Below are 22,807 nucleotides of genomic sequence, written 5' to 3'. Positions count from 1 at the left end.
AAAATCAAAAAAACAGCGTTTATATTCAAAGACAATGGGGAGTCAAAAACTCCCCATTGTTTGTATCTACTTAGCCTGCCGCCAGAATACCGCTGCCAGTGCTGGCAGGATAATTATGGCACCCAACATATTTACCACAAACATGAAGGTGAGCAGGATCCCCATGTCCATTTGGAACTTAAGCGCCGAGAAAAACCAAGTACTCACCCCAATCGCTAATGTCAGGCCAGTGAAGATCACCGCACTGCCCCGCTCGACTAACGCTTCATAGTAGGCTTGCTGTACTGGCATCCCATTCGACAACTTAGATGACATGGTCGACAGGATATAAATACCGTAGTCAACACCGATACCCACCCCCAGCGCAATTACGGGTAAGGTACTGACTGCTAAGCCAATATTAAGTTGAGTCATCAGTGCCTGCGCCAGTGTGGAGACCACATAGAGCGGAATAATCACCGCGACTGTCGCTTTTAATGACTTAAAGCTGATAAGGCAAAGCACAAATACCGCGCCATACACATAAATCATCATAGGTAATTGGGCTTCCGCCACCGCTTCGTTAGTCGCCGCCATCACCCCAACAGGACCAGACGCCAGCTTAAATTGCAGCTTGTCATTGTCCATTTTGGCCGCGACCGCTTTCACCTTAGCGACAACCGTTTCAATAGTTTCTGCCTTATGATCCTGCATAAATAGATACACAGGCATCACAGAGCAATCACCATTTAACAAGCCCGATGTCGTTGGGATCTGGCCAATTGCTTGCACTAAACTGGCAGTGGTGCGCGGTAAGACTTCCCATCTTGGGTTGCCTTCGTTAAAGCCCGCATTCACTTTTTTCGCCACCGAAGCCAAGCTCACTGTCGATTCAACACCAGGGGTATTACGCACTAACCATTCAAACTCATCAATTTGCGTCAACATATCGTGGTAAGTACAGGCCTCTGGACTCGCTTCTACAATCACTGTCATCACATCTGTGGTGATAGAAAAGTGGTCTGTAATAAAGAAGGTATCCAAGTTGTAGCGTGAATCTTGGTGTAAAGCTGGCGCTCCGCCCTGCAGATCGCCAATTTTCATCTGATTAGCCTGTTGCAAACCCGCAAAATACAAGGCAATGGTTGCCACAATTACCACTACCGCGTATTTCGGCGTAGCAAATTTGGCAAGGTAGCGCCAAATGGCCTCAGCTCGCACTTCATCCGAGGTCGGCGCGCCCTGTGGTGCAACCTTAAGTTCAGTGAAAGAAATCACTAAAGGCAGAAGGATAAGGTTAGTGAAAATAATCACTCCCACCCCGAGTGATGCCGAAATGGCCAGCTCACGGATGATACCGATATCAATGGATAACAGTGTGATAAAACCAACCGTATCAGAAAGTAGTGCTACCCCACCAGGCACCAATAAGCTACGAAACGCAGAAGCCGAAGCCGCCTTAGTGGTTTGTCCGTCCATCACCCGGCGTCTGACCGCGTTGATCATCTGCACCCCGTGACTCACCCCAATAGCAAAGACGAGGAATGGCACCAAAATTGACATGGGATCTAAGCCAAAACCGATGACCGTCAGTAAACCCAGCTGCCAGATCACCGCCGTTAAGCTACAAACTAATGGCAATAGGGTCAGGATAAGTGACTTTGAAAACAGATAAACCATTACCGCCGTGATCAAAATGGCAATCACGAAGAACAGCAATACGCCTTTGGCGCCATCGGCCACATCACCCGCCATCTTAGCAAAACCGATAATGTGGATTTTCACCTTATCGGTTTCATACTTGCCGCGAAGTTCCTTTTCCAGCTGAGCGGCAAAAGCGATGGTATCTAAGGGCTTACCCGTTTGCGGATCAAAGTCCATCAACTGAGCCGACACCATGGCGGCACTATAGTCGTTGGCGATCAACCGCCCCACAATGCCTGCTTTTTCAATGTTATCGCGCACCGTATTCAAACCCGCTTCGGTGGTCGTAAAATCGGCGGGGATCACAGGGCCACCCGCGAAACCATCTTCCACGACTTCGGTAAAACGGGTCGAAGGTGAAAATAAGGATTTCACCTGCGAGCGGTCAACACCGGGAATAAAAAACAGCTGATCGTGAACGTTTTTAAGGGTGTCGAAAAAGTTAGGGTTAAAAATATTGCCGCTGGTGTCTTCCACCGCCACCATAATGCTATTCGCGCCCCCAAAATCTTTTTGGTGTTTGAGGTAGGTTTGCATATAGCTATGATTAAGCGGAATATTTTTAATGAATGCCGCATCCATTTTTAATTGGCTAGCTTGGTATCCCAAAAAAACCGTCAGCAAAATAAAAATGCTCACCACCCAAGCACGGTTGCGGAATAAAAATGACTCAAATCCGTTGACCAGTTTTTCTAACATCTTATCGGCCCTGTTATTGTTGTTTTATCATTTATGGCTTTAGAGTGAGTAGCCCTTGGCTACCCGATAACCACACATTCCCTTGGTTATCTTTGGCAATCGAAACTAAGTTTTCCCCCTGGCGGCGCGTGACAATACTCGCACTATCATCCTGATTTAGCTGAATAACAACGCCAGCATTCCCCACTAGGTACAGGCTAGTGTCTGAGCTCACCAAAGCGCCATTAATGGATGACTGCACGGGCATTTCAATCTCATCCCATTGGCCAAGGCTCAAATCCGCCTTAAATACGTGTCCCCTCAGTCCCATCACATAGACCGCATCCTGCAATTGAATGGCATTGAACATAGAGCCGTCGTAATCAAACCCAGTACGGGTAAAGGTTTGGCCCTTATCGGCCGATACCGCCACAAGCCCAAGCTCTCCGACCAGTAACAAACGGCCATCATTAAGCACGATCATCCGGTTAAAATGCGGCAGTAACGAGGCGCGCTCAGTCAAATAAGCGGCTTGGTCGCTATTTTTTAACTCAGCCAAATAGGACACGTCTTCTTCGGCCAGCAACTCTTCATGGAATTCTTCTGCCCAAGTCTTGCCGCCATCGTGGGTTCGATAAAACAGTCCATACGCCCCTATCGCCATGCCGTCCTGCTCATTGAGAAACAGCACATCGAGGAAAGGTTTTTCAATTTCGCTCGACTGCATTTGTAACGACCATGTCTGGCCGCCATCTTGGGTATGTAAAATAGTGGCATCGTGCCCGACAGCCCAGCCGAGTTTTTCATTTAAAAAGAACACTTTTGTCAGCTGCGCCGAGGTCGGTGTCGGCACTTGTTGCCAAGTGTCATTGAGCACAAGCACATGGCCACGCTCCCCCACGGCGACTAAACGCTGTCCCGCATGGGCAATATCTAACACTAAAGAAGACGCCGCTAAGGGCTGAATTTGCGGGAAAGCCTCAGACACCGCAGAAAATGAAGGGGAAGAAAATAAACAACCAACACCGATTGCAGCGGCGCATTGAAGGATGCGAAACGACATACAAACTTCCTTAAACTAATGAGGGGCGCTTAGCGCCCCTTTATACCGTGGCTGATTAACGGATACCTTCGCGACGCAGCGCATCGGGGGTGAAGTTTGCTTCACTCAACTTGGCATCGAAGTTATACATTCCACTCTGGTTGTCTAAGCCCATGGCCAAATAACGACGCGACTGCAGATCGTGGAACACTTCTAAGGTATCCCACTGGGTTGGGACTTCGTAGTAGTTCAAGCCGTGGGCAACCGCCACACGGTAGAGTTCATCACGGTTGTCATACAGATCGGCAATCGAGACTTGCCATGAGTCTTCGTCAAGATACATCACACGGGTTTTGTAGATATGGCGCATACCATCTTTCAAGGTTGCCTTCACTTCCCATACGCGGTGTTTTTCCCAACGAACAAACTCAGGATTGATATGACCGGGTTTTAAAATCTGGTCATATTTCAGCTTGTCTGAGTGCAATTTGTAATCGTTGTAAGGAATATAGATTTCCTTCTTGCCCACAAGCTCCCAGTTATAACGCACGGGTGAGCCGTTAAACATGTCGAAATCGTCTGTGGTGCGCAGACCATCGGATACGGTACCCGGTGTATCAAAGGCTACGTTTGGAGCCTTACGAACGCGGCGCTGACCCGTGTTATAGGTCCATGCTTGGCGCGGCAGCGCCTCTTGATCCATGGTTTCTTTCACTAACAGTGCCGTACCTGCTAAGCGAGCTGGCTGAGTCACCACTTGTTTAAAGTAGAATAGCGTGTTGCTGGCCTTTAACTGGTCAAGGGTGATTTCAGGGCGAGAATACTCGAAACGAATTTCCTCAGCGGTTTCCACTAAGGTGTAGCTACCATCGGCCGTCGGTGCCGCTTGGCTACGTGACGTTTCTACATCCACACCACGGAAGCGCAGGATATGGTTCCAAATCGCTTCTAAGCCATTGGCAGGGATTGGGAATGGAATACCAATTGATGCCCCCGCAATACCATTACCCTGTGCAACTAATTCAGCGCGAGTGGCGTTGGCTTTGGTCGCATCATAGACAAATTGTGGTACTGACGCGCTGCGGCGCGTTTTGTACACATTCATCTTGTATGTATCTGGGTAAAGCTCAAACAGTTTCATTTGACCCGGGGTCAAAAAATCCTTGTATTGGGCTTTGTTGGCATTGGTAATAGTGAATTCAATTTTATCCTCAGGGAAAGGATCGGGGTGATGCATACCCTTAGTGTATCCAGCAACTGGCTTAGTAATACCGCCATCCCAAGCGGGAATAGAGCCATCGGCATTGCCGGCTTTTTCTGCGCCTAATGGCGTTAATTCGTTACCCAATTTAGCGGCGTCGGCTTCAGAAACCTTTGCCATCGCTACAGGTGCTACAAGGGCCATCATCACGGCGCTTGCCAATATCGACAGTTTCTTCATTGTTATAGTCCTTTAGATCGAATACTTGATATTGAAAGAAATATAATCACGATCTGACATCGCGTTGGTTGTTCCTACACCGCCAAAGAAGTTGTTGTAGGATAAGTCTGCCCCCCAACGGTTTTGGTATTCAAAATTAACACCTAAGGCCACTGACTTACGTCCTTCGGTAAAGAGGAACATAGGATCAGGCGTAATACCGTCGACATCGTGTGAGAAAATCAACCGAGGAGACATGTTCACGCCCGCAAACAAGTTGTTAAAGTCCGCTTTAGCCACCAGACGGTATCCCCACGCGAAATCCGTTGGGAATGGGTTGGTTTCAGGACCATTGTGCAACGCTTGAATGATGCCAGGCATATCTGGGTTGCCGCCAGAACGTGCGGTACCTGGGCCATTGAGGCGCAATTCATCAAAACTTGGCATGTCATGGATCCATACCCCACCGACTTCCGCCAACATCGTCAGGTTATCCAATCCCAAGGTAGGACCGAACAAGTGAGTAAAGGTAACTTGCGCTTGAGTGGTATCTAGGCGGATAAAACCGTCAACGGTTTCACCAGGCTGTACGCCATCAATCTGTGAAATGCCGTCAAAATCGGGGCGAATACCCGCGTTGGCTAACTGTTGTGGCATACCCGCGAACAGTAGTTCTACGTCATCGATTTGCAGCGGTTCGTCTTGACGGTGAGCGATTTCAGCGCCGACAGAGGTATCACCCAGTGAGGTGTTAAAGCTGAAGCCATAGAGTTTAATGTCTTCAGGATAAACAATTTGCGCCTTAGAGAAGCTCTTTAAGCTGAGCAGCAATTCGCGGTTAATATCACCCGCGTTTTGACCCAGTACAGCAAGATCTGACAACAGTGCGCCAGTGCTAAAGTCGGCGGCGGTACCGCTGATCAGTGGACGACGGCTATGGTAGTTCATAAAGTAGAAACCAAACTCGGTATCGCCTAACTCAGGGGCGTAATAACCTAGCTTGATACCATATTGGCCACCGTTGCTTGGCGCTTGCTCATCTTGCACTAACGTCACTTTCGTTGGATAAGCCAGTGCCATCGCCACCAATTGCTGTGTAGGAATCGTTTGACCACTGGCGATCATGCCAGCGAGTTTCTGATATTCCTGCGTCAAGAAGTCTAAATTGATATCTGGGTTGGCGTTAAAGCCTAATTGCGCGTTCTGGTTGTAACCACCGTAACCAGCGAAATCGTTAGTCGCAAAAATCGAGCCAGGGGTTGGGATCCATACAGGTTCCCAGTCATATTGATAGAAACCTTCTACCGATAAATTTTCGGTGATCCCCAATGAGGCCCACACCATACCCTGAGGACGGAAAGCTTCTTTAAGTTCCGCGCCAGGCGCGTTCAGGATGTTCAAATCGACGGGGTTGATTTCACCAATACCGTGGGCGATCAGCGTACTTTCCCCCCAAGAAACCACTTGGTTACCTACGCGGATAGAAAGCGGGTTGGCACCATCGTTTAAATCAAAATTCGCGTATACGAAGGCATCCAGCAGACGGATGTCCTTACATTGCACTTCAGAAGCTTTGCTGTCGCGGCAAGGATCGTATTCTTTCCCGGTTAACGGGTCATTGTAGTCGTAGTTACCATCGTTTAGCTTACGATCGTAGAAATACATACCACGAACGAACAGACCATAGTTCTCGTACTTAAGGGATAACTCGTGCAATCCTTTAACGATTTCGGATGTAGTATCACCTTGAGAATAAAGTAAATTACTCAAATCGTTGTTGCTAGAGTAAGAACCTGGCTGTGCCCAAATCTCAGCAGAAGTGTACTTGGTATTGCCAAATGCGGAGTAATTTGACCAATCAAACTGCGGCTGGTTTACCTTACCAATTTGTCCGTCCCAATCGCGCTCCCCAACACGCCAACTGGCACCCGCAGTCCAAGTCGAGTCAAAAGTCCCTTGTATCTCCCCCCAATCGAACGCAACCGCATTAACATTCGACACCATCAATAAACTCAATGCCGACGCCACCCCCAAAGCAAGCGCCGACTTGTTAAAACTTTTTTTAACAATTTTCATTTTAGCTCTCCGTACCCTGCTGGATTCTTTGTTCTTGGAATTACAACCAACATCTTGTTAGCTCACAGGTAACATCATTGTTACAGCAATTAATCCCCATGAGCAAGGCACAGTTAGAGAAAATTTTCTAAAGAATTAAGCACGTAGACACATTTATGTCATCTACTACGGCAATGGGATTTAAATTAGAAAAGCAGCAGATTAAAAAGCGTGGGAAAAAGCAGATAAAAGACTTTATATTTCATTAACATAATTACAAAGAAAATATCATATTTCTGTGATTGTAATTAGTCGACCGTTTAAAGTAATTACTCTAAGTTAAAATCAACAATTTATTAGGCTAACTGCTCCAACGACACAAATTGCCCTTTATCATCGAGCACCAGTTTGAACTGTCCATGGATACCATTATCGGTTAAAAAACGTCTAAAATGTCGGCCATTAATCCAGAGGATCCGCCCCTGACGTTCACGCACTTCAACCTTATCGGCAAGGCCTTGGTAGTAAGGCAAAAACTCTCGATAGCTTAGGTTTAGCTTAAAATACAATTCCATATTAAAACTCAAATAATCTGCATAAGCTGGTAGTAGGAATTTACGAAGGGCCAATTACAGCTGTTGGACCAACAAACAGCATGTCGTAGAAACAGAGCTATTGCCTTGAATTACCTGCCCCACAGGGACAACGTAACACGCTAATACCCTCGTCAAAAGGCCATCATATTCAATAGTATAAAGCGTCATACCTTAGATTTAACTTAACTCGTTAAATAGTATAACTAGGGTGCATGGCCTTCAATTTAGCCCTAACTGCTCAATTACTGCTTGGAAGAATGAGGGCAGCATAATGCTGCCCTCTTCATAGCTACTGTGCTAATGCCTTAGATACTTTCTCAAATAAATCTTTCGACAGTTCTGGCAACGCCAACAATCGTGTTAAACAAGCCTTGATCTTGGCTTGACGCGCCGCATCAAACTTACTGAATTGAATCAGTGGCGTCACCATACGCGCCGCAACCTGCGGGTTGAGTTTATTTAAGCTGATAAGGCATTCAGTTAAAAACTCATAACCTTTGCCATCGGCACGGTGGAATTGATAAATATTCCCTGCTGCGAAACTGCCAATCAGTGAACGCACGCGGTTAGGATTGCTCATGCTAAAGCTCGCGTGTTGCTGTAATTGACGCAAGCTATCAATCACCCCTTCCTCATCATGGGTCGCCTGCAACATAAACCATTTGTCCATCACCAGCGGCGTATCGCGCCAGCGGGCTTCAAACATTGCCATCAAATGTGCGCGGCAAGGTAACGAGCCGACATTCGCCGCACTTAATGCACCGAGTGAGTCGGTCATATTGGCGGCCTTCTCAAACTGCTCAACCACAAAGCTTTCGGCCTCGCTACTAACTCGGCTCAACCAGTTAAGGCATTGATTTTTCAACGCGCGCGCTTTTGTGCAATCACGGTTTACCAATGAGCGATACAGCGCCGTTAACTCATCTTCACAATAGGCGGCAAGCTCTGTGAGCACAAATTCACGGGCTAAGGCTAAGGCATCTAAATCGACCGTGTAGGTTTGCTCAATCAAGGCAGAGGCCGATGGTATGGCTAACATTTCAGCCATCAGCGCCTGATCTAACTGCTCATCGAGTAAGGCGCCTTTGAAACTGTCCTTCACACGCTCATCTAAGGTCATGGTGTGATGTTGCTGTAAATGCGCCACATTTTGCCAAATCGCTTGGCTCACGAGCGCAACCGACGCCTCCCAACGCGCCACTTCACTCGAGGCAAAGCGCATCAAATGCACCAGTTGGTCAATTTCAAAGGGATAATGCAATTTAACCGGTGCAGAGAAATCCTGTAGTAAGGAGGCAACGGGTTTATGCTGCATACCTTCAAAGCTAAACACTTGCTCTGACTGAGTAAAATCAAGCACTTGGTTGACTAGTGATTGCCCTTTCTCATCTAACAACTCTAAGCTAAAGGGAATATGCAAGGGTGAAGCACAACCTGCTAAGGTTTGCTTGAGGGTTAACTGGTAAGTCCCTGTCTCGGCATCAAAACTGTCACTTGCGGTGACAATTGGGGTGCCAGCTTGGCTATACCAGAGACGGAATTGCGTCAAATCGATACCACTGGCATCTTCCATCGCCGCGACAAAATCATCGCAAGTCACGGCTTGGCCATCGTGACGTTTGAAGTATAACTTCATCCCCGCTTGGAAATGGGCTTCACCCAACAGGGTGTGCATCATGCGAATGACTTCGGAGCCCTTGTTATACACAGTGACGGTATAAAAGTTATTCATCTCAATCACAGACTCGGGGCGGATCGGGTGCGCCATTGGGCCTGAGTCTTCAGCAAACTGCTGGTTTTTGATAACTTTAATTGCGTGAATTCGGTTCACGGCACGCGAACCTAGATCCGAACTAAATTCCTGATCGCGAAACACTGTTAAGCCTTCCTTGAGGCTTAATTGGAACCAGTCACGGCAAGTCACACGGTTACCCGTCCAGTTGTGGAAATACTCATGGCCGACCACAGATTCAATGCCGTGGTAATCCTCGTCGGTTGCGGTCAAGGTATCAGCCAACACATACTTGGTGTTGAAGATATTTAAGCCTTTGTTTTCCATCGCCCCCATATTGAAAAAATCGACCGCGACTATCATGTAGATATCTAAGTCGTATTCTAAGTCAAAACGGGATTCATCCCAGGCCATAGACTTTTTCAGGGACGCCATCGCATGGTGCGCTTTATGTAAATTACCTTTATCGACAAACACCTGCAGTACCACTTTGCGATGACTGCGGGTGATAAACTCATCCTGTAGCAGATCGAAATCGCCAGCGACTAAGGCAAACAGATAAGCGGGTTTTGGGAAAGGATCTTGCCAGCGCACGTAATGGCGCCCACCATCAAGCTCGCCTTTCTCAATCAAGTTACCGTTGCTGAGCAGGAACGGAAACGCCAGCTTATCGGCTTCGATTCGCACTGTGTATTTGGCTAATACATCGGGGCGGTCGAGAAAATAAGTGATACGTCTAAAGCCTTCGGCTTCGCACTGAGTACAGTAGGCGCCATCGGACATATAGAGCCCTTCGAGGCTTGAGTTAGCCTCGGGATCCAGTTGGGTGATGATGGTCAACTCAAATTCATTCAGCGATGTCTCGATTGACAACTGCCCTTCACTTGCGTGGTACGTCACCGCTTGTCCATCAATGGCCACACTCACTAAGGTCAAACTTTCACCATCCAGCACTAAGGGATTGGTGTGGGAAGAAGTGCGTTTAACTTTGCTAACGGCTTTAACCAGAGTGTTTTTACCATCGAGATTAAAATCTAAATCAATGGTTTCGATCGTGAACTGGGGAGCTTGATAATCTTTAAGGTATTTTGCTTGAGCTTGTGTCATGTCGTTCCCTTTAACACTGTTCTAAATAAGAAAAACGCGCCATAAGCGCGTTTTAAGATAAGGTAAACAGGCGCGATAACCGCCTATTTAGTGCCAGCGTTAGCCAGCTTTTTTGCATCCGCCATATCTAAGGTGATATAGGCCGTTTCGTCTAAGAAGGCATCCGGTGCTTCAACATCGTCTTTATCTTTAATGTCTTCCATCGATTTAACCGCGGCTAAACCATGGGCAACACGACGCTCGTTGGTTCTATCGAGGACTTTCTTCTCATCGGCTTCACGTGAGGCAATGCGCTCACTTTCAACTAAGGAGACAGTTTTCTCTTTATGATGCTTTTTAAAGTCGGCAATATCTTGATTGATATAGTTAAACTCAACATCGTTCTGAATACGGGCAAGGTGTTTCTTCTCTAAACTCGCCACTAACTCAGGAGTGATGTCGTTTAGGGTGCCGTATTGCGCCATCGGCACTTTGTCCCAAGGTAAAGCATTCTTCTCTTCCGCTTCACCGTATTCACCCGGCTCTAACGCACTTGGGTAAGCAATGTTAGGGGTTACGCCCTTGAGCTGAGTACTGCCACCGTTGATACGGTAGAACTTTTGAATCGTATACTGCACATGTCCAATCGGCTTCTCGTACATATCGTAGATTCGACCAAGGCTCTTATGCTGCTGCACTGTGCCTTTACCAAAGCTTGACTCACCGACAATCAACGCACGGTCGTAATCTTGCAACGCAGCGGCAAAAATTTCCGAAGCTGATGCACTGTAACGGTCAACCATAATAGTTAACGGACCAGCATAGGTCGTCTTGCCATCGTTATCACGGTGGGCAGACACTCGACCATCGGCGTCACGCACTTGCACCACAGGGCCCATATCGATAAAGAGTCCCGTCAGTAACACGGCTTCGGTCAACGCACCGCCGCCATTACCACGTAAGTCGATGACGACACCTTCAACCTTGGCTTCGTTTAACTTCACCAATTCCTTTTCGACGTCCTGGGATAAGTTCATGTAGAAACCAGGAATTTGAATCACACCCACTTTACGGTTGGCGTATTCACCGTCTTTTGGCTCGATGATCTTTGAGGTCGCGGCACGGTCTTCTAAACGAATTTTGTCGCGCACTAAGGTCAGATTAAACGGCTTAGCGTTAGAGCCGCCCTTCTTAGGTAAAATCTGTAATACGACTTTACTGCCTTTAGGCCCTTTGATCAGATCGACCACATCGTCTAATCGCCAGCCGATCACATCAACAATCTCACCGCCTTCTTGGCCGACACCGACGATCTTATCTTCCGGTGACAGTTTTTCACTGCTGGCCGCAGGACCACCTGCAATCAAACTCTTGATGACAGTGTAATCGTCTTCGAGCTGTAACTGCGCACCAATCCCTTCGAGGCTTAAGTTCATTTCCATTTGGAAACGCTCAGCATTACGGGGCGATAAATAGCTAGTATGTGGCTCGATGCTGCGAGAAAACGCATTCATCACCGCTTGGAACACATCTTCGCTATTGGTCTGGGTCAGACGCTTGATGGCGTTGTTATAACGCTTTTGCAGAATATCGACGATCTCAGGCCATTTCTTGCCTGTGAGTTTCAGATTCAACGCATCGTATTTAACACGTTGGCGCCACAGCTCGTTGATCTCGACTTGATCTTTTGGCCAAGCCGCATCTTCTCTGTCGTACTCGTAGGCATCACCTGGCACGGTGAAATCCATCTCTTTATCGAGCAGAGAAAGCGCGTACACAAAGCCTTCGTAGCGACGCTTTTGCACCAAATCAAACATCTTGTAGGCAGGGTCAAGATCGCCCGAACTCAACATATCATCGAATTGATTGGTATAAGGCTTAAAACTGTCAACATCGGCTTGCGTCAGCACATTACGACGGTAATCGAGTTGCTGCAGGTAACGGTCGAAGATCTGCGCCGAAAACGCATCGTCTAAGGCGAATCTGTGATAGTGGGAACGAGTGTATAAATCCGTCACTCGCTTACTCGCCACTTTATGCTGCGCTTCCTGCTTGAGATTGGGTAACTCGCTGATTTGAATCGTGGGTGGTACAGCCCAAGCCGAGAATCCGACAAAAACAGTGGCAATGGATGTAGCCAAAGTGAGTTTTCGCATCAACAAGTTACTCCGTTTGATTAAATGATTACAGCAGGATATGTTCCGCTTTCACTTTTACCGTTAAGCCGCTATCCAGCTGAACATGAATGTCCTCTTTGTTAATGTCGGTGATCACGCCGGCTACTGGCGTCATACCTAACTTAACATTGACACGTTGCTTCTTGGTTAGATCGGTCAATTGCGCTTGCACTAAGTTAACCGCAGGCTCAGCCTTAGGGGCTGCTTTTGCTGGGCGCTCAGTCTTACGTGCAGGTACAGCCACTTTCTTAGGGGCTTTCTTCGCAGGCGCTTTGCCAGCAGGTGCCGCTTTAGGTGCTTGAGCAGCACGCTTAGCTTTGGCTTTATCTTGGCTTTCTTTCAACATAGCTTGAGCATGATCGATATGCTCTTGCTCTAACTCACCGCATGGTTGACCGTCGAGGTCTACACGCTGTGCACCGGCTTTTACCGATTTCAGGTAGCGCCAGCTGCTGGTGTAGCGTCTTAAGGCAACTCGCAGTTGAGTTTTACTGACTTTAGAATCATCAGCCAACCTTTCAGCCAAATCTTGAAACAATCCGATTTTTAATGGCTTAGTTTCACCTTCAGCAATAAAGCACAAAGGAAATGTTTCATACAAATACGCCAAAATTGCGTTGGTGTCGGTCAACTTATCTGTTGATTCCATCATTACTTCCACAGTTAAAAAGGGACATCGAATCCGAGGTGATAAAAATCAGCTTCTTACGAGTCGTTTATCTTGGTTAAGCCCACATATGAGCCAAAGTACAAATTAGCATTCTCGCCGAGTTAACTAAAGTTAAAAAATATAAGTTAACAATTTTTCACGGCTGAACCTATCAGGCTTATTTCAGCTGTGCTCAAAATAAGCCTTATCAGTGCATGCGCTATTATAAGGCGCACGCCACCGATTGCGACTATGAATTATGCGTTATTGTACGCAAATTAAGCAAATAGGCAGTTTTCGAAGCTTTTTACCAATAATTCCAAGCCCTTTTGGTCTTCTTCATCGAAGCGGTCAAAAATAGGGCTATCGATATCCAGCACGGCCACGACCTTACCATCGGCGCGGACTGGGATAACAATTTCAGAATTACTGGCCGAATCGCAGGCAATGTGACCATCAAATTGATGCACATCGGCGACACGCTGCGTCTGATTGGTTTGCGCGGAGGTACCACACACGCCCTTACCCATAGGAATACGGGTACAGGCCACTTTACCTTGGAAAGGACCCAACACCAGTTGGTCACCACGCATCACGTAAAAACCCACCCAGTTGAGTTCGGTCAGGTTATCGTTCAGCAAGGCAGAAAAGTTAGCCATGGCAGCCACTAAATCATCCTCGCCCTCGAGTAAGGCCAGCGCTTGACGATTCAGTGACTCATAAAATTGCGGTTTCATAGACTTCCTAAAAAATTATTCGGCAGCGTCGTCCTTCTTAGGCGCTTTCTTCGCTGCATTTTGTTTTGATGGCGTACTATTAACTTGAACTACGCCTTTAAGCAAGTTTGTCAGCTCATCTTTATTGTTAGCAAAATAGAATGCGAGCTGTTCGCTCACGGTTTCATCAATTCCGAGCTGCGCTTTTTGAATAAATGGAATGAGGTTGTCGGCGATGTCGAGCATCTTATCGTAGGCATCAGCCTCCTTTTTCGATATGAATGTCATCTTCTCCACCCCTTCTCTTACCACGACAAACTGTGTAATAACTGCCATGACTGCCCTCGCACTGTTTTTATATACAGTAATCAGGATGACATAAAGTGAACTAGTGATGCAAGTGTTCTGATTATTCTGATATTATGAGACCGCTTTTCGTTGTCGAGATGGGTCAAGCTGTTTGATGTCTCATTGGATAATCTGCTCGTTTACGGATTATTTGCGCAATCTCAATGGCTTTGGGGCTAATTTAATATTTTTATATGCATGAAAATACAGCAGAAAACTCTGTAATCCTCTGTCGTTCCTGCGACTTGGCCATTCGAAAGCGCGCCCTACCTACGGGTGTTAGGGCGTTATGCCCGCGCTGCAGCACCGCACTTTATGACACTCCATACTGCTCAGTAAACGGCATGCTGGCGCTGTGCATTACCGCGCTGGTGTTCTATTTCCCCGCCAATTTTTTCCCGGTGCTTGAAATCCACTTTTTGGGCAGTATTCGCACCACCACAGTGTTTCAGGGCGCCTTTGCGGTGTTCGACCAAGGTTATTGGGTCGTTGGGCTAGCCGTGCTCGCCGCCGCCGTGATTGGTCCGGGTTTGTTGATCTTATCGATCCTCAGCCAGATTTTGATTGTCAAATGGGGACTTGGCAGCCCCTTTTGGCGCCGCAGTCTAAAGCAATTGTTAAAACTGCAAGGGCTATTATCCCAGCTGACTATGCTGGAGATTTATGTGATTAGCTTTCTGGTTTCTTCATTTCAATTGTCTGATTTTTCTGATATTTACTTTGGAATGGGCACCTTTTGCTTCACCATGCTTTTTTTAGTCACTCTGTTCCTGCAGCGTGAATACGATATTGAGCATATGTGGAGTCTTCTCATGCAGGAGCGACACTAAGATGCAGCAACAGGGAAAAGACTTAGGCCTGTGCCTGTGCCGAGTGTGCAGGCAGCTCAATAACAGTGAGAATAGTCACTGCAGCCGCTGCGAGGCCGAACTCCATGTCCGTGATCACAGCAGCTTACAAAAAAGTTGGGCGCTGCTGATCACCGCCGCCATTTTGTTGGTTCCCGCCAACCTCTACCCTATTACAATGCTCACCAATCAGGGGCAAGTGCGCCACGATACGATTTTTTCGGGGATTATCCATTTAGTGCATTCGGATATGTTGCCCATCGCCATTATTGTGTTTATTGCCAGTATTTTAGTGCCTTGGGTGAAAATTATCGGTTTGGCCACTTACCTCTGTGCCATCAGTTTTAATCTGCCAATTTCGAAAAAAAAACTCATGGTGGGATTTCATGTGATTGAGTGGATTGGCCGCTGGTCAATGCTCGATTTGTTTGTGATTTCCCTAACCGTTGCCCTCGTCAATATGGGGCAACTCCTCGATGCAAAGCCTGCACCTGCGGCCACGGCGTTTGCATTGGTGATTTTACTGACGCAACTTGCCGCAAAAGTTTTAGACACTCGTTTACTCTGGGATCGATTGGAACCTCAAGATGACACAAATTGAATCGCCAAAAGTTGTGAAGAAAAAACTCTTTTCGCCGATTTGGCTGCTCCCAATTGTGGCGCTCGCACTCGGCGCATGGCTGGGCATTAAGAGCATCAAAGAATCGGGCATTGAAATTCAGATCCACTTCCCCAGTGCCACGGGGATCGATGTGGGTAAAACCTTAGTAAAATATCAAGGTCTTACCGTCGGTAAGGTGAAAGACATTGGTATCGATGAGGATCTTAAGGGCGTAAACGTCAAAGTCATGATGGACTATCGCGCTAAGCCTTTCTTAAATAAAGAGACCCTCTTTTGGTTAGTCACCCCAAAAGCCAGCATCACAGGTGTTGAAGGCTTAGATGCGCTGTTTTCGGGCAACTATATCGCAATTCAGCCCGGTAAAGGCAATACCGCCACTTTTTTCGAGGCCGAGCGTCAACCACCACCGATGCAAATCGGTACTGAAGGGGTGATGATTGAACTGACGGCCGATAAGCTCGGCTCGTTGGACGTAGGCTCGCCAGTGTTCTTTCGTCAGATCCCCGTCGGCAGCGTGGTCAGCTACCGTTTAGACGGCAACGCCAGAGTCATTATCAGCGCCTTTATCCAAGAGCAATATGCGCGTTTAGTGAAGAAAAACTCTCACTTTTGGAACGTTTCCGGCGTGAAAGTCGACGCCAGCTTAGCGGGCATTAAAGTCAACACTGAGAGCCTTGCTTCGATTCTAGCTGGCGGCGTGAGTTTCAGCTCCGATGATAAAGCGCCTGCGGCACAAAATGGTGACAGTTTTGCCCTCTATGATTCCGAAACTAGCGCCCTTGGCGGGATTGAAGTCAGCCTGACCATGAACGATGGCAATGCGATTGATAAAGGCACTCGCATTGTGTATCGCGGCATCACCATTGGCACCCTGCAGAGCAAACAACTCACCGCGACAGGCGTGACTGCGGTGGCAAAGTTTGAGCCTGAATACGCTAACCTGTTAACCAGTGACGGGCTGTTTTGGCTTGAAGGCGCCGATATTTCGCTCTCTGGGATCAAAAACCCCGAACGCTTACTCACGGGCAGCGTGATTAACTTTTTACCCGGCACCAATGCCAATACTGCGCTACCTAGTAGTTTTGCCCTGCAAGAGTCGGCGCCCGATCTACTTAAGGCCAAGAAACGTCAGCTCACTATCACCTCAACTGAAAATATGGGGCTCACTGCTGGCGCTGAAGTGCGTTACAAGCAGCTGCCTATCGGTCAGGTGCTGGCGGTGAAATTAACTAAAGATCTGTCGGCCGTTGAATATCAACTCGAGCTGCAACCTGAGTTTGCCAGCTTAGTTCGCAGTGATAGCTATTTTATCCCCGAGTCGGCTCTGAGCATCGATGCATCACTCGATGGAGTGTCGGTGAAAACCCGCGATATGGCTACCCTCACCAAAGGGGCTGTGAGTCTTATTCCAGGAAGCAGCGACACACCGCTTGCGGCCAATACTCGCCTGTCACTCTTTAGCTCGATAGATGAAGCAAAACAGTTTTTTGCTCGGCAGCAACGTGTGTACTTTACCCTCAGTAGCGTCGATGGCGCCGATGTCAGCCAAGGCTCACCGATTTACTATAAAAAAATGCAAATCGGCAGTGTTGAGTCGGTCAACTGGCAGAGTAAAACTGAAGACTTTGCGATTAAGATCGCTATCGATAAGCAGTTCCAACCCTTAGTACAAAAACCTAAAGTGTTTTGGCGCAACAGTGCCGTGGATGTCAGCGCCAGTCTTGCGGGTATTGATGTCGCCGTCGCGCCACTCCAGGGCGCGTTAAAGGGCAGCATCAGCTTAGGTTTGTTGGATAGTTCAACGGCTGAACCGAATGCGGCACTTAAACTATACGAAAGTAAACAGCTCGCCTTAGCTCAGGCTCAAGCCATCAAACTCACCTTACCCGCCTCGGCGAAATTGGCTGCCAAAGCTGCCATTCGTTACCAAGGCCATCAGGTGGGTGAAGTGACGCAAGTTAAGCTCAATGCCGACTTAACTACCCTCACGGCAACGGCTTATCTCTATGGCGACTATGCCGAGCACTTCAGCCGCAGTGATACTGAGTACCATATGGTGGATGCGCAAATCTCCTTAGCGGGGATCAAAGCGCCAGAAACCTTAATCACTGGGCCTTATATTGGTGTGTTACCGGGTAAGAGCAACCAAAAGGCGAGTCAATTCCAAGCCAAATTGGTTGAGAGCAGCTATGCCAACGTGGCCAAAGATGCGCTTAAGTTTACCTTAGAAGATAGCAACCTTGGCTCGATGAAAGTCGGCACGCCTATCTTCTTCCGTGGCATTAAAGTCGGCCAAATCGATGGTTATAGTCTATCGTCTCAAGGCAACAGTGTGCTAATGCAAGCGCATATTGAGCCGCAGTACAGTCACTTAGTGAATCAGAGCAGTCAGTTCTGGGACGCTTCAGGTATTAAAGTCGATGTGGGGATTTTCTCCGGGGCGCAAATTGAAGCTGGCTCGCTCGAAACCCTATTGGCGGGCGGCATTAATGTCGCCACCAAGGAAACAACACAAGCAGGTAATCGCTTAAGCCAAGGTGCTGTGATTAAGTTGCAACACAAAGCTCAGAGCGAATGGCAGGAATGGGCTCCGGCCCAATAAAATCAAGCCTTATCTGTAGTTTGGCCAGCTTGATAATAAGCCAAGCGAATTCTATGTCACTTAAAAATCAGGCGCATTAGGTAAACTCTAATGCGCCTGATTTGTATCAGCTAAAGCGACGGTGTTTACCATCGCCATCAATCAGCTCTTCGCCATTGCATCCTTAGCCATAAAACCAATAACAAACTGCAATCGCGGCGCAGATCCCCGCAAAGTCAGCCGTTAAACCACAGGCGAGTGCATGGCGACCATGGCGGATCCCAACGGAGCCAAAGTAAACGGCCAGCACATAAAAAGTCGTTTCAGTGCTCCCTTGGAAAATCGCCGCCAAGCGGCCCGTAAAGGAGTCTACACCATGGTGCGCCATGGTTTCGAGCATCATCGCCCGCGCCCCCGAACCGCTAAAAGGTTTCATCAACGCGGTTGGCATCGCATCGACAAAGCGAGTATCAAACCCGAAAAGACTCACCCCACTGGCAATCAATTGCAGCAGGTAATCCAACGCGCCCGACGCCCTGAGTAAGCCAATCGCCAGTAGCATGGCTAACAGATACGGAATAAGTTGAATCGATTGGTTAAATCCCGTCTTGGCGCCTTCGATAAACTCATCATAAATCGCCACTTTTCGCACGCCAGCCACCAGCACAAAACAGAAGACTAACAGTAGCAATACCCCGTTGCCCAAGGCGGTCGACACTGTGCCAATCGCGTCTGCCGTTAAGGTCATCAAATAAAAGCCACTGGCAACTAATGCCGACAGCAGTACTGCGCCATATCCGAGCACCACGGCATTGAGCAGTGAAAGCCGCTGCACAACAGCGACGGTCAAAAGCCCCGCTAAGGTTGAGGCAGACGTGGCGAGGAGAATGGGTAAAAAAATGTCCGCAGGTGCGGCTGCGCCCTGTTGGGCACGGTACAAAAACACTGTGACAGGAACTAGCGTCACCGAGGAAGTATTGAGCACTAAAAATAGAATTTGTGCATTGGTCGCGACGGTTTTGACCGGATTAAGACTCTGCAAATCCTGCATTGCCTTAAGTCCCAATGGCGTTGCGGCATTATCTAGCCCAAATACGTTGGCCGTTAAGTTCATCGTCATACTGCCAAATGCGGGGTGTCCCTTGGGCACTTCGGGCATTAAGCGGCGCAGCAGCGGCTCAAACACAAAGGCAATCGCCCCGACAACCCCTGCCTTTTCACCAATTCGCATTAATCCCATCCACAGGGACAAAACGCCCACTAAGCCTAAGGCGATTTCAGCGGCGAGTTTAGCGCTGTCAAACAGGGCCTCTACCGCGTTGGCAAGTACGTCGATATGCCCATTAAATAGCTGTACCGCCATCGCCAGCAGCGATGTGAGGAAAAACACTAACCACACCCGATTTAGCACTCTGCCCCTTCCTTATTTTTATCTATGCTTGTCTTTATGTTGCTTTAATGACTGGTTTTTGATGGCAAAAGCCAAGGGAGAAAATCCCAGCCCAGTAAGGGATTATGATATACTTGCCGCAGTTGATACACAGCCTAATCCCGTTATGGTTCAATTAAATCAAAATTTTATCAATACTATTGCCCAAGAACTGCCCGCCCATCTCTCAATGGATGACTTTATTGCGGCCTGTTCGAGACCACTACGTCGCTCGATTCGCGTCAATACTTTAAAGATCAGCAGTGAAGACTTTAAGCAGTTAATGCAGCCCAAAGGATGGACCTTTGAGCCCATTCCCTGGTGTGAAGATGGTTTCTGGATAAGCTACGATGAAGAAGAGCAGCTCGGTAACGCCCTAGAGCATATTCAGGGATTGTTCTATATCCAAGAAGCCAGCTCCATGTTGCCCCCCACAGCGCTATTTACCCCGAATGCGGATTGGCAATGTGTATTAGATTTAGCCTCGGCGCCCGGCTCTAAAACCACTCAAATGGCGGCATTAATGAATAATCAAGGCTTATTAGTCGCCAACGAATATTCCGCCAGCCGTGTCAAAGTGCTCCATGCCAATGTGCTGCGTATGGGCGCCAGTCACTGTGCCCTGACCCACTTTGATGGACGGGTATTTGGCGAGTATCTGTATGAAAGTTTTGATGCGGTATTGATTGATGCCCCCTGCGGCGGTGAAGGCACAGTTCGTAAAGATGCGGACGCGTTAAAATCTTGGTCCCTTGATGAAGTAATCGAAATTAGCGAAACCCAAAAGGCGTTAATCGAATCCGCCTTTTTGGCGTTAAAGCCGGGCGGCAGTTTGGTGTATTCCACTTGCACCCTTAATCGGCTCGAAAACCAAGGCGTGTGCGAATATTTACAGCAAACCTATGGCGATGCGGTGCAATTTGAATCCTTAAGCCAATTGTTTGATGGTGCTGAAAAAGCCACAACGCCAGAAGGCTTTTTGCACGTTTGGCCGCAAATTTACGACAGTGAAGGCTTTTTTGTCGCTAAGCTGACGAAAACCCGCTCGGTGCCACGCTTACAACCTGAGCCTAAATTACAAAATAATTTCCCCTTTACGGAGGCGAGTGCCAAACAAGCCAAAGCCATTCAAGCCTATTTTGCCGATGATCTGGGTATCGAACTGCCCGATGATCTCATTATGGTGCGCGACGATGAGTTTTGGCTCTTCCCCCATGAATTTAGAGACTTTATTGGCAAAATGCGCTTTCAGCGGATTGGGGTGAAGCTTGCCGACCACAGTAAGCATGGCTTTAAAGTCCGCCATGAAGCCATTATCGCACTTGCGGGTAAAGCGCTTAAAGCTGGGGCAAAAAATGGCGCGAAAGTCGTCGAAGTAAGCGATGAGCAGGCGAAAGAATATTTGATGGGACGAGATATTCCCCTCGATACGGCGGGCAAAGCTCAAGGCGAAGTGATTGTCTGTTATGGCGGTGCGCCTTTAGGCATGGCTAAACATTTAGGCAATAAATTAAAAAACAGCCTGCCCAGAGACTTAGTAAAAGATAAAGTCCTATTGCTACCACCACAGGCATAACGGTTATAAATCGGCGATTTTTTAGCGAGAAATAACCTAAAAAAGGGAATAGAGAAAGTGTCACTCACACTAAACTCAACTACACTGAGTCTATTGTAAAGCGCACTGCATGGCGCTTTCATCTGTAGCGCACGGCTCTTCAACGAGCCATTCCCCTAGGCCCAAACAGCTGGAATCGTTTTGGGCCTTTTTTTATGGGCTTACGCCTAATGAGTTAAGCTTTTGGGTTTTAGCTTTATAGAGCGAGCTTATTGACTGCCACTTTACTCACAACGCTTAAGGAAAGGCTTAGTCTTTGTAGACTCAAGCAGGTGTTACACCTCTTATCGGCCGATTAAACGGGCCGCATCCTTAAACAAGTTAAAGAAGTTCTCACTGGTGTACTCGGCAAGCTCCTCGTAACGTTCTCCGCGCAGCTCTGCCACAAACTCGGCCACATCACGCACATAGGCGGGTTGGTTCTCCTGTCCTCGGTGTGGAATAGGTGCAAGATAAGGCGAATCAGTTTCCACCAATAAACGCTCTTTCGGCACTTTACGGATCACGGTTCTTAACTCACCGGCATTTTTAAAGGTCACAATGCCAGAAACGGAAATATAAAAACCTAAGTCAATCGCCGCCTTGGCCATTTCCCAGTTTTCCGTAAAGCAATGCAACACGCCACCGACTTTGTCCGCCTGCCCCGCTTTGAGCATATTGATGGTGTCTTCACGGGCATCGCGGGTATGCACAATCAGCGGCTTATTGACTTCAACCGCTAAGGCAATTTGTTGCTCAAAACACTGTTGTTGCAGGGCTTTGGTCTCATCGGCATAAAAATAATCTAAGCCGGTTTCACCAATGGCTACCACTTTCGGAACCATCGCAAAGCGGCGAATTTGCTCAACATCGAGGCCGTCTTTCACATCTAGCGGATGCACGCCCGAAGACAAAAACACTTGCTCGAAAGCAGCAACCTTGTCACGCATCGACTCGAATCCCTGCTGGCGCACATTGACACAGAGCATATAGTCGACACCGCGCGCCTTAGCGTTGGCGAGGATGAGTTCTAAGGTTTGTTGATCGGGCGCCGCTTTCAGGCGATCGAGATGGCAATGTGAATCGATAAGCACAGCAATTTCCACACAGAGAAACAAAAAAGGAGCACAAGGATACTCAGCGATGGGATCGAGGTCAAATTCCGCTAAGGCTTCACTCAGCCCTAAATACTCAGTGTAGGCCCTAGCTGACCACGATAAAAGTTACATAGTGCAGGTTAAGTCGCCCGAAGCAAGCTCACGGGATAATAATTTTTCGATATGGTGTTTATGGCTGTCGGGATCTGAAACGATTTTAATCCCAATCCCCACGGGACGGCCGCCCGACGCACCCAGCGGATTAATCCACACAACCACGCCACGAAACTCGTTTGAGGTGGTCGCGCCGGGTAAACGATAGGCGATGGTTAACGTCTCACCGAGGTAATGAGTTTCCCCAGTGGCGACAAACAGCCCTGCCGGTTTAATAAACGGCATATAGGCGCGGTAAAGCTGATGTAAGGTATCAAAATTGACGACAAGATCGACCATG

The 22,807-nt window shown here is 47.9% G+C and carries 17 protein-coding genes; 4 read left to right on the top strand and 13 right to left on the bottom strand.

The window, feature by feature from the left end; all coding sequences use genetic code 11:
* Window positions 1-66 precede the first annotated feature (66 nt).
* The 10 genes from B5P39_RS11625 to B5P39_RS11580 all read right to left on the bottom strand — a co-directional run bounded on the left by B5P39_RS11625 (window position 67) and on the right by B5P39_RS11580 (window position 14,170).
* Window positions 67-2,382 (bottom strand): efflux RND transporter permease subunit, encoded by a 2,316-nt coding sequence (locus B5P39_RS11625; protein WP_088211622.1) that lies wholly within the window; start codon window positions 2,380-2,382, stop codon window positions 67-69.
* Window positions 2,383-2,413: 31 nt separating this feature from the next.
* On the bottom strand, window positions 2,414-3,424 hold the full coding sequence (locus tag B5P39_RS11620; protein WP_088211621.1) for a YCF48-related protein: 1,011 nt from the start codon (window positions 3,422-3,424) through the stop codon (window positions 2,414-2,416).
* 55 nt (window positions 3,425-3,479) lie between these two features.
* The gene (locus B5P39_RS11615) at window positions 3,480-4,844 is read right to left on the bottom strand and encodes a DUF1329 domain-containing protein (RefSeq protein WP_011622453.1); all 1,365 of its coding nucleotides are present in this window, start codon (window positions 4,842-4,844) and stop codon (window positions 3,480-3,482) included.
* A gap of 12 nt (window positions 4,845-4,856) precedes the next feature.
* Window positions 4,857-6,899, bottom strand: coding sequence for a DUF1302 domain-containing protein (locus tag B5P39_RS11610; RefSeq protein WP_088211620.1), 2,043 nt, complete (start codon window positions 6,897-6,899; stop codon window positions 4,857-4,859).
* A gap of 335 nt (window positions 6,900-7,234) precedes the next feature.
* Window positions 7,235-7,453, bottom strand: coding sequence for a DUF2835 domain-containing protein (locus B5P39_RS11605; RefSeq protein ID WP_011716791.1), 219 nt, complete (start codon window positions 7,451-7,453; stop codon window positions 7,235-7,237).
* A gap of 310 nt (window positions 7,454-7,763) precedes the next feature.
* Window positions 7,764-10,313, bottom strand: a complete 2,550-nt coding sequence (gene pepN, locus B5P39_RS11600; protein WP_088211619.1) for an aminopeptidase N — start codon at window positions 10,311-10,313, stop codon at window positions 7,764-7,766.
* Window positions 10,314-10,396: 83 nt separating this feature from the next.
* On the bottom strand, window positions 10,397-12,448 hold the full coding sequence (gene prc, locus B5P39_RS11595) for a carboxy terminal-processing peptidase (protein WP_176399927.1): 2,052 nt from the start codon (window positions 12,446-12,448) through the stop codon (window positions 10,397-10,399).
* A 28-nt stretch (window positions 12,449-12,476) separates the two neighbouring features.
* The gene (gene proQ / locus B5P39_RS11590) at window positions 12,477-13,118 is read right to left on the bottom strand and encodes an RNA chaperone ProQ (protein WP_086017251.1); all 642 of its coding nucleotides are present in this window, start codon (window positions 13,116-13,118) and stop codon (window positions 12,477-12,479) included.
* A gap of 278 nt (window positions 13,119-13,396) precedes the next feature.
* On the bottom strand, window positions 13,397-13,855 hold the full coding sequence (locus B5P39_RS11585) for a GAF domain-containing protein (protein WP_088211617.1): 459 nt from the start codon (window positions 13,853-13,855) through the stop codon (window positions 13,397-13,399).
* A gap of 15 nt (window positions 13,856-13,870) precedes the next feature.
* On the bottom strand, window positions 13,871-14,170 hold the full coding sequence (locus B5P39_RS11580; RefSeq protein WP_088211616.1) for a YebG family protein: 300 nt from the start codon (window positions 14,168-14,170) through the stop codon (window positions 13,871-13,873).
* Window positions 14,171-14,376: 206 nt separating this feature from the next.
* Between B5P39_RS11580 and B5P39_RS11575 the strand changes: the two genes are divergently transcribed.
* Genes B5P39_RS11575 through B5P39_RS11565 form a run of 3 tightly spaced genes read left to right on the top strand, consistent with a single transcriptional unit; the run spans window position 14,377 to window position 18,254 of the window.
* Window positions 14,377-15,012 carry a paraquat-inducible protein A gene (locus B5P39_RS11575; RefSeq protein ID WP_088211615.1) on the top strand — a complete coding sequence of 212 codons (636 nt, stop codon included), beginning with the start codon at window positions 14,377-14,379 and terminating at the stop codon, window positions 15,010-15,012.
* Window position 15,013: 1 nt separating this feature from the next.
* Complete coding sequence (locus B5P39_RS11570; protein WP_088211614.1) at window positions 15,014-15,631, top strand: paraquat-inducible protein A; 618 nt, start codon at window positions 15,014-15,016, stop codon at window positions 15,629-15,631.
* On the top strand, window positions 15,618-18,254 hold the full coding sequence (locus B5P39_RS11565) for an MlaD family protein (RefSeq protein WP_088211613.1): 2,637 nt from the start codon (window positions 15,618-15,620) through the stop codon (window positions 18,252-18,254). Before B5P39_RS11570 ends, B5P39_RS11565 begins: the two co-directional genes overlap by 14 nt.
* Window positions 18,255-18,417: 163 nt before the next feature.
* Here the strand turns inward: B5P39_RS11565 and B5P39_RS11560 are convergent, their stop codons facing one another.
* A complete protein-coding gene (locus B5P39_RS11560) occupies window positions 18,418-19,644 on the bottom strand; it encodes a nucleoside recognition domain-containing protein (RefSeq protein ID WP_088211612.1) in 1,227 nt (408 codons plus the stop codon).
* Window positions 19,645-19,789: 145 nt separating this feature from the next.
* Here B5P39_RS11560 and rsmF point away from each other — a divergent pair, with 145 nt between their 5' ends.
* Window positions 19,790-21,238 (top strand): 16S rRNA (cytosine(1407)-C(5))-methyltransferase RsmF, encoded by a 1,449-nt coding sequence (gene rsmF, locus B5P39_RS11555; protein ID WP_088211705.1) that lies wholly within the window; start codon window positions 19,790-19,792, stop codon window positions 21,236-21,238.
* 323 nt (window positions 21,239-21,561) lie between these two features.
* Here rsmF and B5P39_RS11550 read toward each other — a convergent pair whose 3' ends face one another.
* The gene (locus B5P39_RS11550) at window positions 21,562-22,350 is read right to left on the bottom strand and encodes a TatD family hydrolase (protein WP_088211611.1); all 789 of its coding nucleotides are present in this window, start codon (window positions 22,348-22,350) and stop codon (window positions 21,562-21,564) included.
* Between the two features lie 129 nt (window positions 22,351-22,479).
* Entirely contained in the window at window positions 22,480-22,806 is a 327-nt protein-coding gene (locus tag B5P39_RS11545; protein ID WP_011622439.1) for a PilZ domain-containing protein, read from the bottom strand.
* Window position 22,807: the final 1 nt, after the last annotated feature.

The sequence above is a fragment of the Shewanella sp. Shew256 genome (assembly GCF_002196695.1).
Lineage (GTDB): Bacteria > Pseudomonadota > Gammaproteobacteria > Enterobacterales > Shewanellaceae > Shewanella > Shewanella mangrovisoli.
Note: the sequence above shows the minus strand (reverse complement) of the source record. Positions and strands in the feature narration are given on the sequence as shown.

What these genes read in the sequence shown, in the direction of transcription:
- prc (WP_176399927.1), bottom strand. Translation starts at nt 12,448, where the DNA reads ATGCGAAAACTCACTTTGGCTACATCCATTGCCACTGTTTTTGTCGGA.
- B5P39_RS11580 (WP_088211616.1), bottom strand. Translation starts at nt 14,170, where the DNA reads ATGGCAGTTATTACACAGTTTGTCGTGGTAAGAGAAGGGGTGGAGAAG.
- proQ (WP_086017251.1), bottom strand. Translation starts at nt 13,118, where the DNA reads ATGGAATCAACAGATAAGTTGACCGACACCAACGCAATTTTGGCGTAT.
- B5P39_RS11610 (WP_088211620.1), bottom strand. Translation starts at nt 6,899, where the DNA reads ATGAAAATTGTTAAAAAAAGTTTTAACAAGTCGGCGCTTGCTTTGGGG.
- pepN (WP_088211619.1), bottom strand. Translation starts at nt 10,313, where the DNA reads ATGACACAAGCTCAAGCAAAATACCTTAAAGATTATCAAGCTCCCCAG.
- B5P39_RS11545 (WP_011622439.1), bottom strand. Translation starts at nt 22,806, where the DNA reads ATGGTCGATCTTGTCGTCAATTTTGATACCTTACATCAGCTTTACCGC.
- B5P39_RS11620 (WP_088211621.1), bottom strand. Translation starts at nt 3,424, where the DNA reads ATGTCGTTTCGCATCCTTCAATGCGCCGCTGCAATCGGTGTTGGTTGT.
- B5P39_RS11585 (WP_088211617.1), bottom strand. Translation starts at nt 13,855, where the DNA reads ATGAAACCGCAATTTTATGAGTCACTGAATCGTCAAGCGCTGGCCTTA.
- B5P39_RS11575 (WP_088211615.1), top strand. Translation starts at nt 14,377, where the DNA reads ATGCATGAAAATACAGCAGAAAACTCTGTAATCCTCTGTCGTTCCTGC.
- B5P39_RS11565 (WP_088211613.1), top strand. Translation starts at nt 15,618, where the DNA reads ATGACACAAATTGAATCGCCAAAAGTTGTGAAGAAAAAACTCTTTTCG.
- B5P39_RS11615 (WP_011622453.1), bottom strand. Translation starts at nt 4,844, where the DNA reads ATGAAGAAACTGTCGATATTGGCAAGCGCCGTGATGATGGCCCTTGTA.
- B5P39_RS11625 (WP_088211622.1), bottom strand. Translation starts at nt 2,382, where the DNA reads ATGTTAGAAAAACTGGTCAACGGATTTGAGTCATTTTTATTCCGCAAC.
- rsmF (WP_088211705.1), top strand. Translation starts at nt 19,790, where the DNA reads ATGGTTCAATTAAATCAAAATTTTATCAATACTATTGCCCAAGAACTG.
- B5P39_RS11605 (WP_011716791.1), bottom strand. Translation starts at nt 7,453, where the DNA reads ATGGAATTGTATTTTAAGCTAAACCTAAGCTATCGAGAGTTTTTGCCT.
- B5P39_RS11570 (WP_088211614.1), top strand. Translation starts at nt 15,014, where the DNA reads ATGCAGCAACAGGGAAAAGACTTAGGCCTGTGCCTGTGCCGAGTGTGC.